This is a genomic window from Treponema sp. HNW (assembly GCF_050320395.1).
In the GTDB taxonomy this organism is placed as follows: domain Bacteria; phylum Spirochaetota; class Spirochaetia; order Treponematales; family Treponemataceae; genus Treponema_C.
In genome coordinates, this window is sequence record NZ_CP144459.1 from 699,175 (window position 1) to 712,920 (window position 13,746).

Below are 13,746 nucleotides of genomic sequence, written 5' to 3' on the forward strand. Positions count from 1 at the left end.
ATCCGCCGCGCCCAAGACCGTCAATCCGCCGCGCTTCAGGAACATCAGTCCTCCCAGCTGCCCGTTTCCAATTCTTCTTGAATGCGAAGCCAGCTTTCGTAGCGTTCTTCGCTTATAGCCCCGGCGTGTACGGCTTCAAGGATTTTACAGCCCGCCTCGCTTTTATGCGTACAGGACATACCGAAGGTACAGCTTCCCACAAGACCTCTCATTTCCCGAAAGTAGAGGGCAAGATTTTCCGGTTCTATACCGTGCAGCACAAAGCGGCGCACCCCCGGCGTATCTATAAGCGAGGTATACACATTTTGCCTTCCGCCTGTAAGCGAACTTTTTATACAAAGCTTTAAAAGCACGCCCTTAACGGTGGTGTGCGTGCCGCGTCCGTATTTTTCGGACAGTTCCCCCGTTTTAAGCGCATATGAAGAATCGAAGGCGTTTATTAAACTCGATTTTCCCACGCCTGACTGCCCGATTAAAACGCAGCGTTTTTCTTCTATCAGTTCCGCCAGCTCCGTCAAGCCCTCGCCCGACCGTGCCGACACTTTTATAATACGGTAGCCGAGGGCTTCCCAGTCCGAAAGCCTCGCACCCAAGTCCGCATCGTCGGCGGCAGGTAAATCCCATTTGTTGCATACGATAACGGCTTCTATATCCGCTTCTTCGGCTTGGGCGAGTGCGCGGTCTATAAACCGCGGCCGGAAGGGAGGTTCGTCGGGCGTGGTAACGCAGAGCAAAAGGTCTATGTTTGCCGCCAAAAGCTGGGGAGAACGCCCCTTTACGTTCCAGCGCGTAAAACGGTTTTTACGCGGAACAAGGGCCGTAATTCTGCCGCTTTCTTCGTCCAATGCGTCCGCCTCCAGTTCAACAATATCGCCGGGGCACAGGGGGTTGTAAAAACCGCCTTCGGTTTTGAGTTTTTTCCCTTTAATTGAACAGCGGCGCAGTATTCCGTCATCGCAGTCCACCTCAAAGGTATTATTCGTTCCGCTTATAATAATTCCGCGCATATATGCAGTGTGTACGATAATGTACTGTCTTGTCAAGAATACAGGGGAAAATAAATACGGGCAAAAAACAGAAAAAGGGGAGCAGGGCGCTAATGCACAGGGTTTGTCAGTTTTTTTGAGCGCACTTTTTTGTATGCGGATTTTCGCTTATACACTTGTTTATCGCCTTCCATACAGAGTTGTTTTTGTGCGGAATACAATCCTGTACCCAATACCACCAAAATCCGCCGCCGACAAAGTGTTCGGTATAGTCGGGCATTGTGTAATAGCGCATGACGGTTTGTATTTTCGTTTTTTCGGTTGCATCGGCTGCGGTGTTTCCGCATTCTCCGATTCCCAATTTGGAGTTCGGAAAAAGGATGTGCAGTTCCGTAAAAATTTTTCCCCAGTCGGGTAAAAAACCGCCGTTATCGTCTTCATAATAGCTTACGAACAGGTAATCGACACCTTCTTTTAGTTTTCGGGGAATATATGCGGTAAGCCAATCGGTCATTTCGATTTTTTGTACTGCAGGCGGTGTGTAATAGGATGTTAAAACGGTTTTACCTCCGTGTCCGCTGATAACATCATATGCGGCCGTGATTTTATCGGCTATAAACTGCGGATTTTTCCCAAGCCAGTTTTCACCGTTGACTTCATTTCCTATTTCCCACATATCGGTATAGGGGGCAAGATATGCGTAAGCTTTTTCAAAGCGTTTGCGGTAGGAGCGCACGTTTTTGTATGATTTCATTTCATAAGAATCGACCGGACAAGCCATAACATATGCATGTTCGTGTATGCGTTCAAATAAAAAACGGTATTCTTCCATATCCGTATTTTTCGACATAACGATGCGGACGGTCGGTTTTACCGGCATGTCTTTTATGCCTTCGATAATATGCGAAAGTTTTACCTGTTCATACCAGCTGTCGTCGACGGTAATTCCGTATATATAATCCTGTGCATACATATGTGCTGCACAACAGCATAAAAGAACGCATACAAGGTTTTTTGTCTTTTGCAGTTTCAGTGCTGCTTTCATGTTTTTCCTTTTGGGATTTTACAAGAGAGCAATTCTTCAGAATTGCGAACAGAAATTGCTTTGTCCGCGAGTTTGCGCAGCAAACTCGTGTTAAAATAAGTGGTGCCATATGCACCGCTTATTTTAAACCCGCTTACTTTAAACACCCTTCTATAAATTCCAGTTTTAAATCCTTGAGCTTTTCGGTAATAGATACCTTGTAAATATGAGGATTTAAAATGCGCTGATGGGTTGCATCGAGTTTTGTAATCTGTGTTTGCATGTTTTTGCGCCCTTCGATGAGCAAATCCTTTTCGTCTGCTCGCTGTTCGGTGCGTTTCCCGTTTTCGATGCGTTTAATCAACAGGGCTTCCACCTTATCGGGCGTAAAGCTGAAGCTGCGGTAATCGATTGCCGGATGATAAAAGCGGCGTTCTTTTCCCGTTTCGATTATTTCATCTTCAAGGGCGACGATATCCGCCTTCATCATACCGTCGCTGCCGTAGAGCCGCCACACGTTTTTAATGCCCGGATCGGTTGTTTTTTGCGGATTATCCGAGAATTTCATTGCCGGAATAAAGTCCCCGTCAAGCCCGTTTTTTCGGGCGGCAAGTTTGTATACGCCCGTAAAAGATGCATCGTTTCCGCCGGTTACCATGTGAGTTCCCACTCCCCAACCGGTAATGGGAGCGCCGCCTGCAACAAGGGTTTCGATAATTTCTTCGGTTAATTCGTTCGATACCGATATAAAGGCGTTCGGAAAACCGGCTTTATCCAAAATTTTACGTACCTCGGTCGATAAATACTGAATGTCTCCCGAATCGAGGCGCACGCCGAAGTTATATCCTTTTTCGGCAAGCTTTTTTCCGGCCCGGATTGCATTGTGAATGCCGGACTTTAAAGTATCGTAGGTGTCCAGTAAAAAAATCGAGTTGTCGGGATACAGTCGGGCATAGGCTTCAAAGGCTTCAAGTTCGCTCGGAAAGGACATAATCCACGAGTGTGCCATCGTACCCGTAACGGGAATTCCGAACCGCTTTCCCGCCAACGTATTACTCGTACTTGAGGCTCCTCCTATATAGGCTGCCCGCGATGCACTCATTGCCCCGTCAAAGCCTTGGGCACGGCGAAGCCCGAATTCCATAATCGAGCCTTTTTTGGACGCAAGCCATACGCGCGCCGACTTTGTCGCGATAAGACTTTGAAAGTTGAGGGTATTTAAAACCAGGCCTTCTATAATTTGTGCCTGAATAAGGTCCGCATGAATGCGTACGAGCGGTTCGTTCGGAAAAATAATCGAGCCTTCGCGCATCGCATATACATCGCCGGTAAAGCGGAAGTTTTTAAGATAATCCAAAAAATCCGGCTCGAAAATGCCGAGCGAGTTCAAAAAAGCGATGTCCTGCTCGCTGAACGAAAAAGCGGTCAATTCGTCCAAAAGGGTTTCGATTCCGGCAAAAACCGAAAAACCTCCTCCAAAGGGCTGGCGGCGGAAAAACATATCGAATACCGCAGGATAATTCATGCCGCTTTTCCAATAGCCCTGGGCCATTGTCAATTCGTAAAAGTCCGTAAACAGGGCCGAAGAATCCGTCGTACGATTTTGATTAAAATGCATCATAATTAAAGTGTACCGCCGTGCGTATAAATGGTCAAGTAAAAAAAACGGCTCCGAATTATCCTCAGACCGGCCGTTTTTCCGCGCGGAAGGCAGGCCGTATTGAATTTTTTTTAATATAATGGTAGATTAAGTTAACATTTGATTGTAAGGACTCATCGATTATGGATATACAAACAACTGCCGATAATTCCGCAGTGAAAAAAAACGAAAAGCGCAAAATAGGCTTTTTTTCTTCGATTCGTACCAAAATGATTGCCGTTATGTCGGCCGGTGTTATGACTGTGGTTTTGCTTATTTGTATTGTTGTTGCGCGGCAAATGAGTAAAGTAAATAACGCGCAGTTTCATAGGTTTATAGAACAGCAGTATGTAAGTATCAGTCAAAACATTGATCTTTTTATACGCAATAATATCCAAACGGTGCAAATGCTTGCCTCGCATCCTGCGGTAAAAGGCGCCGACGATACCCTGTACAATTATTCGACCGAAACCCGCGATATTACCGTAAAAGATACCGTTAAAAGTAAAACCGAGCGGGAACTCGTTGCACTTTTTAAACATACGCAGGCGCATTTTCCCGAATTTGCCGAAGTGTATTTGGGAACCCGATGGGGCGGTTATGCCACTTCGTGGGATAATCTTATGAAAGCCGGTTACGACCCGCGAAAACGCGGCTGGTATAAACAAGCCTTTGAAGCCGACGGCAAAACCATTATGACAAGCGCCTACGAATCGACAATAGGCGAGCCGGTTGTATGCTTTTCTCAAAAAGCCTTTTCCGAAAGCGGGGACTTTGTCGGCTGTATGAGTATCGAAGTAAGCCTTGCGCGTTTAACGGCTCTTATCGGCGAATGTACCGTCGGAAAAACGGGCTATGTTATGCTCGTGCAAAACGACGGAACTGTTTTAACCGACCCGAAACATCCCGAATTCAATTTTCAAAAACTTTCGGATACGGGCGTTCCCGCATTTTTAAAAATTGCCGATACAAACGAAGGGCTTTTAAAACTTGAAATGGACGGAAAAGCCCGGGATGTACGGGTTTTCCCCCCTTTCTTCAGTGGATTGGAAGCTTATCATCTTAATCGAGCGTGCCGAAATAACCGCACCGGTATACCGCTTTATGTTTGAAGTTGCGGTGATAGCGGCAGGCCTCTTTGTATTTTTCTTTTTGTTGAGCCTCTTTTTGTCGGGGCGCCTTCTTGCCTATTTTAACAAACTGCAGCTCATTTTTTCAAAAATCGCTTCAGGCGATATTACCGGCCGTGCCGAATATAAAGGAAACGATGAAGTAAACGCCTTAATTACGTATTTTAATCAAACCATGGATAATATGGCTCATATGCTGCGCTCCTTACTGCATGAGTCCGATACCATGCGCGAAATCGGCCAAACCCTGTCCTCGAATATGTCCGAAAGTGCAAGTGCGATAAACGAAATCGCTTCAAACGTTGCGGGTGTAAAACAGCAGGTACAAACTCAGGCGGCAGGTGTAACCGAAACGGTGTCTACAATCGATGCGATTACGCACACGGTAGCAAACGTCGATAAGAGCATAGAGGCTCAGGTAGGCTGTATCGAATCGTCTTCAGCCGCGATAGAAGAAATGATTGCGAATATCGAGTCGATCGGAAAAATCTTTGAGCAAAACAACGCGACTATTCAGGATTTATATAAGCAGTCCGTAAACGGAATGGAAGGAGCCGCACAAGCAAATGCGATTGTTTCCAAGGTTGCAAAACAGTCGGTACTCCTAATGGAAGCAAGCGAGGTGATTCAAAATATTGCAGGACAAACCAATTTGCTTGCTATGAACGCCGCCATAGAAGCCGCCCATGCAGGGGAATCCGGCAAGGGCTTTGCCGTTGTTGCCGATGAAATACGCAAGCTTGCCGAAGAATCGAACAGTCAGGGAAAACATATCGGAACGGTGTTAAAAGAAACTACCGAAATCGTTGAAATGCTGACCGTTTCGGGCCGGGCGGCCGAAGAAGCCTTTAATGTGGTGCATACCCTTGCCGAACGCGTTTCCAATCAGGAACAGCAGGTTGTAGAGGCGATGAAAGAACAGCAAACGGCAAGTGCAAGCGTTTTGCGTGCGATGCATGAAATAACCGAAATGACTGCGGCTGTAAAATCGGGTTCAACCGAAATCGTTGCAGGCGGAAACGAAATAGCAAAAGAAATGGCCCGCCTTGAGGATTTAACCCGCCTCATAACCGAAAGCATGAACGAAATGGCCCTCGGCGTAGGACAGATCAACGGGGCGATGCAAAACGTCAATGAGGTTACACAGCAAAATAAAAGCAGTATCGAAAAACTTGTAAGCGAAATAAAGAAATTCAAAGTGTAAACCCTGTTTTGCTTTTGTATCGGTATTTCTCATAAAAACCGTAAAATATTGTTTTTTTGCGCATTTTCGTGTATAATATAGAGTGTGGATATTTTGTTTTCTGTTTTGTGTGTAAAATCACTGCTCCCGCTTGAGGCGGGACTCCCGCTTTGGAGGTACATATGAAAAAAATCGGTATTGTATTTTTAGCCCTTACGGGTATAGCGGTAATCGCCTTGACTGCGGTTTCCTGTAATTCGGCAGTAAAAGAAGAATTCGGTACTGTGGTTCTCGATTTCGGAGGCGGCGGTACTCGTGCGGTAGGTGCGGACGGTCTTCCGTTATTGAATGATTCCCGTATCCTTATAAAGGGGGCGGGCAGCTTAAGCGGCCCTTTCAGTAAAGAATTTTCGTCGGCTCAAGGCGTTTCGCTGTCCTTTCCGATCGGAGATGAAGTAACACTGAGGGTATCTATACTTACTCCTTCTGCACGCTGGTCGTCGGCACCGCAGTCTTTTACGGTTGAAGCGGGTACGAATGCCCTCAGCGTCAAGTTGAGTAAAAAGATTTCCGGTTTAAATAATCTCTTGTTTACGCAGACTAAAAGTGGAACTTCTGCACATGTTTATGATTTAACCCTCCACATGGACGGAAAACCGATTAATAATGTGCCCGAATCGACAAGGTCGGAGCATATCTTTTCCCGCGACAGTAAGGGAAGATTGTATGTCGGATATAAAGCGAATGAGCCCGGTGATCCGCAAAAACTTGTCCGCTATACAAGCGAGGGGGAACTTGACGGACATCCCGCTCAGTCAGCAGTAGATTTTCTTGCAAATGATTATACAACGGGGAAGATGTACGGTGCTTCCGTAAGGCATTTAATGGAGATAAAAGAAGACCTTAGTTTGGCCCGTGTTACTTCGGGTTATGACACCGGTCTTTTTGCCGTAGATAACGGAAGAGTTATTTATGGCTCTTGGGGACAGAAAACCCTTACCTTGTCTAAGATCGGAAGTACCGCTAAGAACGAAATTCGCAGCGACAAGATAGCCCCCTATGCCCGGCATTTCGGCATAGCCACAGGCAAGTGGATGATAAAGGACCTCTTTATCCGCGGCAATTACCTGTATATTCTGTTTAGCTCTGTTGAGGAATCTGATTCCGATGACGATGATGCCGAGCCCACATTGGGTGCCGTACTTAAATGGAAGCTGGGTACACGGTCTGACGGGTTACCCGATATTGTAGGAGACCCGATACTTATCGGAAAACCGGCCGGTTCTCTCCCTATTGAAAATCAGGTACTCCCCTCCTCTTATTACGCAAAAAACTTTTACGGGGCGGTAAAGGTAATCGGCTTTGACGATGAAAACCTCTACATTGCCGACGACGGCTTTGATGCAGCTATGACGGATGCCGGGCCCAAAATCATGGCTAACCGAAACCGCATCGCCATTCTCAATATGCAAACAAACGAGTTGACCTTTACCGATGCCGGCCCTGCAAAATGGTATAACGAATGGAAGGAGTGGAAAGCTCCCAATACCAAGACGATTGTCTGGAACAAGACACATGATGGAAACGGTAGCTTCGAAAAAACGACATTCAAGCAACAAGGTTCTTCGGACAGATTATTTGAAACCGCATCAAACAAAGACGGTCTTTTTGCCTTTGATCAAAGCGGCATTTTGTATATCCCGTATAAAGATGTCAGTAATAACAAGATAAAACGGTTTATCCAGGACGATGATGGGGCATACGAAGAGGGTGAAGAATTCGAATTTTCTAGCTCCTCTGATTTACCCGGTGCTATGGCTGTAGATACCTCACGTTCCCATAAATTGACCGCTCAGAAAGCGGGAAGTTCGCCTGAAGAAAAGTATTACAATGTGTTGTATTGTTCGGACGATAATAATAATATAAACAGGTTCGTATGGACTGATGATTTTACAGCTGCTTTTAAAGATACCCTTTATATTATCCAAGGGACGGAATGGACTGTTACCGCACTTGCGGCAAATAAGGACGGTCTTTTTGTTGCTCTTTGGAAGCGGGAGTTTGATACTGACAAATACGATATTAAAATCAACCGCTATGATAAGGTTTCCGGAGCTTTTTCGGGAACGGTTGTTCTCGTATCCGGAGAACCTTCCGAAATACCAGGAGATTCCTTTATACATGAAAAAATTACGGATATGCATATTCAGGATGGTAACTTATATGTGTTAACCTTAAAAGAAATGCGAGAAGATAACAGCACTACTGATAAGCGATTATTCACTTCGGGTAAATTATGGTATATAAGCAGTACTGCCGATTTTGGAGATAATAAACGGGTTTTGTATGAATCACGCGAAAAAACTTCAGAGCCGGATACATTGGAGAAAAATTTTGCTCCGCTCCGCTTTATTGCCGTAAAACCAAAAAAACTCGTTATCGCTTCTGACGGATATTATGGTGAAAAATATGACTGGCATTGCATAAAGAATTTTGATAAAGTATTTGCGTTTGATATAGGTTCTTGGAATAGTCCTGTCGGGGAGCCGGTTGAAAATACAACGTTTACAAAGGTTTTAACAGTATCCGCCGAGTATGAATTTTTACCGTAATGCTTCCCCTTATCAGTCTTTCCGTTCCGGTATACGGAACGGAAAGCACTTTACCCGCCTTGCTGGACAGCATATTGGAGCAGCAGCCCCTTTGCGAAACTGCGGTTTGGGAGGGGGATTCCTTTTTAACCGAAGAAGCTTCTTTGCGCTCCCTGCGTCCTTCGCGGTTTTCTCCCATCGAAATCCTCGTCGTCAATGACGGAAGCCCCGGCGGCTCCTCCTTACCTAAAATCCTCCAACCGTATAAAAAGAAATTCAAAAGCCTCGGCGTTCCCCTGATTCTTTTGCAGCACTGTAAAAATCAGGGCTTGTTTGAAGCACGCAGAACGGCAGCTTTGGCCGCGCAAGGGGAATGGGTATGCTGTATAGATTCCGATGACACCCTTCCGCCCGATGCTCTTTTGAATTTTTATGAAGGCTTACTTGCTTCAGGCAGCGGGAATCTTGACAATGCCGCCGATATAGTTCACGGCAAAATGGCTGTTACCCTGCACGGTTCCGATAAAATCGCACCTGAAGCTTATCAGAGATTCGAGCAAAAGGCAAAAATTGTCCGGCTGATTTTTAACGGACATCTTTCCGGGGATGAGATTCTCGATAATTTTTTAATTAAAAAAGGGCATAACGGGTTTTTGTGCGCAAAACTGTTCCGTACCCGCATACTGCGTTCGGTATACGGAACACTTCCCCATACCTACTGTATCAATGCCGAAGATTTGCTTTTGTATTTTTTCATCTTGCTTGAAAAGCCGTCCTATTACGGTATCGATAAGGTTGTCTACAATTACAGTCAGGATTCGGGCATTACGTCCGCCAATCACATTACAAGCCTTGAACGCTGGGAAAAGGTTTGTTCCACCTCGTCGGTTTTTACACTTATTTTTTCATATATTGACGAACACCCCTTCCCCGAAGCTTCCGCTCCCGCCCTTATACGGGAACTTCGTGCAATCTGCAACACCTATCTTGCAACAAATCTCGGACAGCTTAAACATCTTGTCATTCCCTCCCTGCAAGCCGACGCCTACGCAATGCTCTGCGATTACTGGGGAGAAGACTATGTAAAGCGGGTGGAAAAAGCGATAAAATAATCTTTATATTATAGGGTAAGATTTACAGAACGCATAAAATTAAATAAATCCGTATAGCGTATGTTAAAATTCTTACAGACATTAGGAATCTTGACTTTGCGCTTTATAGCGGGGTCAAATTTTTCCAAGGTAACTATTGTATATTTTTTTGCAAAAGCATGAGCTATAAGCCACGAATCTGCGCAGGATGCAAATTGTTCTTTTGCCCGTTCAGTATAATTTTTATCCGTATAAACGGTATTGATTATATTTTTGTATGCCGATATGACATGAGTGTTATCGGATCTTAAACTCCTCTTTATATCCAATATTGATTTAAGCCATTCCGCCAAATCATCTTCCCCTTTATCTATTTCCTTATATACTTCGTCAATAATATAAAAAACACCGTTATGCAGCAGTTCTTCCAACTGTTTCCAAAAAGGAGGTGCTAAATCGAATGCATAATAATTATTTGCGGCAGTAATAAATATATTGGTATCAAGCAGATAAGTTTCAGGCATCGGCTATTTCTCTTTCGAGGCGTTTTAATTGCATACCGTTTTTTATTCCCAACAGTTTAAAACTTTCCGTATATGAAGTACCTCCTGCATATACATCGGCAATAACCGATTCTACAAAATGTTTACTGAATGTGTTTATTTTTGTATTCCAATAATTACCGCCCGATTTTTTTTTGTATTTTAAAACAAGATTTTGCTTTTCTTTAATAACGGCAACCTCTTTTTCGGAGATGTACCGAAGCGAAAGCAATTTGTATGCGAGTGCAATATCGCTTATTTTTAATTGTCCGGCAATTTTTGATATCTTTTCATAAACGGAAAAAGAGTTCAGCACATACCACTGTTTTTCCAGATAAGTTGTCGGAGCTAAAAAAGCAATGGCAGCCTTGTTACAGAGATTCTCATCGGAAAAAGAATCGGAACCGTTTATAATATTCGTAGTTCCCGTCAAAATATGAAAAAATTCATGCAAGAGTGAAAAAATCAAGCCCGTTTGAGAATCACAATTATTCAAGAAAATCAGCGGTGCATATTCGTCATACAAGGCAAATGCTCTAAACTCTTCAATGCTTAAAACTCTATGGGTGTCATTGCCGACTTTACCGTTTAAGACAATCGTTATGCCGGTACTTTCAACTTTATGACGCAGGTATTTAAAAGCTTTTTCAGGAGAATTAACTTGTAAAAACCAATCTTGCGGTATATTGAGCAGTGTATGTGCCTGAAAAGCAAGCGGTTCCGCTTTCTTTTCAATTTTTTCAGGTTCTGAAAAAAACACTTTTCCAAGACCGTTTTTTATACGGAAATCTCTTTGCCACTCCTGAATAAGTTTCATATCATTGAGAACGGTTTTTAAATGAGAACTCGGCGTTGAGATAAGTTTGTTTTGAATCGTACGAAAATCTACCGTCAGATCTGCAGCTACCGGGTTTGAAAGAAAGAAATATCCGAGCGGGAAGTGCAATGTTTTACTTAGAGCACTGAGCTGCGCAAATGTAGGATATATTTCACCGTTCACCCAGCGCGGGAAGAGCGGAAATTTATTTATAATGCTGTCGTAATCTTGATTCCTGTCTTCTAAGGCAAATTTGAGGACTTTAGGATCGATTTTTATAGTTGTACTCTGCATCTTTATTGTAAAATTGCTTTTCCGAATTATATAAATTCCCGACTAAAACTCTTAACTGCACATCCGAAGTTCAGTCTTAATTATATTATACGTTTATAAATTTTGCAAGTTCCTTAAAACAGCATAGCCTTTGCGCTCTTTGCGGTTTTCCTGTAAGGGAGATTCCTTTTCCGTCTGCTTTTGACTTTTTAATAAAAATAAGTTATTATTAAATGATGAATGTAATACGTGATTTTCCCGAATTTTTACCGGTTTCGGCTTCAATGTACGGGGAGCTGTATCCTTTTTTGAATAACTTATCGGACGGTGTTTCCGAGTTTACCTTTATGAATTTATATTTGCACCGTTCAAAATACGGCTACGAAATAAGCCGTATTTCCGACAAAACCTTTGTTGTCCGCGGATCGGATGCGAAGGGAAAATTCTTTTTTATTATGGGCGGGCTTCCCGAAAAAGAGCAGGTATTCAATTTACTGACGGATTGGGGCCGCTGGAAAAATATCAGCCAAAGTTTATACGATGCCTGTTTTGAGTGTATGAGCGAAATGGGCTATGCTCCCTATGAAGACAGGGATAATGAAGATTATTTATACACACGGGACAGTTTGGCAACTCTTGCCGGAAAGGCCCTGCATAAAAAGCGAAACTTTGCCAACGGTTTTGAAAATACCTATAATTGGGAAGTAAAGCCCCTGACCGAGCAAAATGCCGCGGATGCCGGAAATGTCTTGGACGAATGGCTTGCCTCCCGTTCCGAGGGACAGGGCTCCGACCATGAACAATGTGCGACGGCTTTGGAAATGCTTGCCGTTACCAATTTAGAAGGCTGGATTGTCTATGTGGACGGAAGACCCGCCGCATGGTCCTTGGGCGAGTATATTGCCGCGGGTAGCATGTTTTTGGTTCATTTTGAAAAAGCCGTCGATGAGTACCGCGGGGTTTATCAATTTATAAACCGTGCAACCGCCCGCGCCCTTCCCGAAACGGTTGAATTTATAAACCGCGAACAGGATTTGGGAAACGAGGGCTTACGGCAGGCTAAAATGACTTACCGTCCTGCGGGCTTTGTAAAAAAATACTGCATTCCGCAAAAAGAAGTATAGGGGAGAAGGTTTATGAAATACGTCAGTACCAGGGGAGCAAAGGACCCGAATCTTCAAAAACCTGTCGATTTTTCACATGCGCTGTTGAACTGTCTGTGTGCCGACGGCGGCGTGTATGTGCCCGCCTATGCGGAAGATTTACGCCCGTGGATTATGTATATGGACGAAAACACCCCCTTTCAATCGATTGCAGGGGCTCTCACTTCGGCCCTGATAAAAGAGGAATTCAGTCCTATCATAAGCGAAGCGATTGCAAATCAGGCCTTTCCCTTTTCTCCCGAATTAAAACAACTCGATAACAATCTCTATGTTTTGGAACTGTTCCGCGGTCCTACCGGCATACATAAGGACTTCGGTCTTTCGTATTTAGCTGCCTGTTTGGAGCACATTCTTTTGATGAAAGAGTCTTCCGCTTTAATTGTTGCCCCTACAAGCGGAGAAACGGGAGCTTCAATTGCTCATGCGCTCCGGGGTAAAAACCGCGTAAAGGCCCTGCTTTTGTATCCGGAAGGCAGTATGCGCGGTTTTGAAGATTCCGACTGCGTATGGAACGGCGGCAATGTCTATCCTGTAGAAGTTAAGGGGGCTATCGCCGACTGTATCGATTTAAGCCGCCGCCTCTATGCCGATGATGATGCCGTTAAAAGATACGGCTTAACCCTTGCCAATACGGTGAATATAGGCCGTCTTTTGCCCCATACCTTTTTATATATGTATGCCTTTTCGCGATTGCGCAAAAAAGTGTACGGCGATATTTATTATGCCATGGGGTCCGATAATTACGGTAATTTGACGGCAGGCTTATACGCTTGGAAGTTTTCTCTTCCGGTCAAGGGATTTATACTCGACTCTTCGGCCGCCCTTTCCTGCGATGTGCAGGGTAAATGCTGTATGCCCGATTCGATTGTCCCCCTTGCAAAACGCGGCTCTGCAGACCCCGGCTTACCTTCGAATGTCGAGCGCTTGGAAGAAATATTTACGGCAAGTGCCGCCGTTATGAAAGGACTTGTATATACCGCTCCCGTGAGTGAAGATGATGCGGCTTCCGCCTTTAGGCGTTTATTCAAAAGATACGGCTATTTTGCGGCCCCGGCAGCTGCCCGCGCCTATGCGGCAGCTCTTAAGCGAGACGATATAACCGATGCCGAAGATACGAATCTGGTACTCATTGCTGCGGAGGAGCCCTGTTTACATGCGGATACCATGCGTTTGTGGTGCGGCGAAAAACCCGCAAAAAACGAGCGGCTTTCCGCCCTGTATACGAAGGTACAGCCCGCAAAAAAAATCGAAAACGATATACGCTCTCTTATAAAGGCTGCCGACGAGATATGCGCCGGCAGTTAAAA

At 44.6% G+C, this 13,746-nt stretch carries 11 protein-coding genes; 6 read left to right on the forward strand and 5 right to left on the reverse strand.

Annotation, left to right across the window (positions count from 1 at the left end; genetic code table 11):
- Positions 1–44: 44 nt before the first annotated feature.
- The 3 genes from rsgA to V1L52_RS03230 all read right to left on the reverse strand — a co-directional run bounded on the left by rsgA (position 45) and on the right by V1L52_RS03230 (position 3,631).
- Complete coding sequence (gene rsgA / locus V1L52_RS03220; RefSeq protein WP_428770865.1) at positions 45–1,007, reverse strand: ribosome small subunit-dependent GTPase A; 963 nt, start codon at positions 1,005–1,007, stop codon at positions 45–47.
- 106 nt (positions 1,008–1,113) lie between these two features.
- Positions 1,114–2,031: a hypothetical protein gene (locus tag V1L52_RS03225; protein WP_428770866.1), complete on the reverse strand. Its 918-nt coding sequence runs from the start codon at positions 2,029–2,031 to the stop codon at positions 1,114–1,116.
- A 133-nt stretch (positions 2,032–2,164) separates the two neighbouring features.
- Complete coding sequence (locus V1L52_RS03230) at positions 2,165–3,631, reverse strand: nicotinate phosphoribosyltransferase (protein ID WP_428770867.1); 1,467 nt, start codon at positions 3,629–3,631, stop codon at positions 2,165–2,167.
- Between the two features lie 161 nt (positions 3,632–3,792).
- Here V1L52_RS03230 and V1L52_RS03235 point away from each other — a divergent pair, with 161 nt between their 5' ends.
- The 4 genes from V1L52_RS03235 (at position 3,793) to V1L52_RS03250 (ending at position 9,665) form a co-directional block, all read left to right on the forward strand.
- Entirely contained in the window at positions 3,793–4,761 is a 969-nt protein-coding gene (locus tag V1L52_RS03235; protein WP_428770868.1) for a cache domain-containing protein, read from the forward strand.
- On the forward strand, positions 4,664–5,983 hold the full coding sequence (locus V1L52_RS03240) for a methyl-accepting chemotaxis protein (protein WP_428770869.1): 1,320 nt from the start codon (positions 4,664–4,666) through the stop codon (positions 5,981–5,983). The genes V1L52_RS03235 and V1L52_RS03240 overlap by 98 nt, the downstream gene beginning before the upstream one ends.
- A 161-nt stretch (positions 5,984–6,144) precedes the next feature.
- On the forward strand, positions 6,145–8,574 hold the full coding sequence (locus V1L52_RS03245) for a hypothetical protein (protein WP_428770870.1): 2,430 nt from the start codon (positions 6,145–6,147) through the stop codon (positions 8,572–8,574).
- Complete coding sequence (locus V1L52_RS03250) at positions 8,574–9,665, forward strand: glycosyltransferase family 2 protein (protein WP_428770871.1); 1,092 nt, start codon at positions 8,574–8,576, stop codon at positions 9,663–9,665. The genes V1L52_RS03245 and V1L52_RS03250 overlap by 1 nt, the downstream gene beginning before the upstream one ends.
- 8 nt (positions 9,666–9,673) lie before the next feature.
- Here V1L52_RS03250 and V1L52_RS03255 read toward each other — a convergent pair whose 3' ends face one another.
- Positions 9,674–10,168, reverse strand: a complete 495-nt coding sequence (locus V1L52_RS03255) for a DUF4411 family protein (RefSeq protein ID WP_428770872.1) — start codon at positions 10,166–10,168, stop codon at positions 9,674–9,676.
- Positions 10,161–11,003, reverse strand: a complete 843-nt coding sequence (locus V1L52_RS03260; protein WP_428770873.1) for an ImmA/IrrE family metallo-endopeptidase — start codon at positions 11,001–11,003, stop codon at positions 10,161–10,163. Before V1L52_RS03260 ends, V1L52_RS03255 begins: the two co-directional genes overlap by 8 nt.
- A 509-nt stretch (positions 11,004–11,512) precedes the next feature.
- Between V1L52_RS03260 and V1L52_RS03265 the strand changes: the two genes are divergently transcribed.
- Positions 11,513–12,400 (forward strand): DUF2156 domain-containing protein, encoded by an 888-nt coding sequence (locus V1L52_RS03265; RefSeq protein ID WP_428770874.1) that lies wholly within the window; start codon positions 11,513–11,515, stop codon positions 12,398–12,400.
- 12 nt (positions 12,401–12,412) lie between these two features.
- The gene (locus V1L52_RS03270) at positions 12,413–13,744 is read left to right on the forward strand and encodes a threonine synthase (RefSeq protein ID WP_428770875.1); all 1,332 of its coding nucleotides are present in this window, start codon (positions 12,413–12,415) and stop codon (positions 13,742–13,744) included.
- Positions 13,745–13,746: the final 2 nt, after the last annotated feature.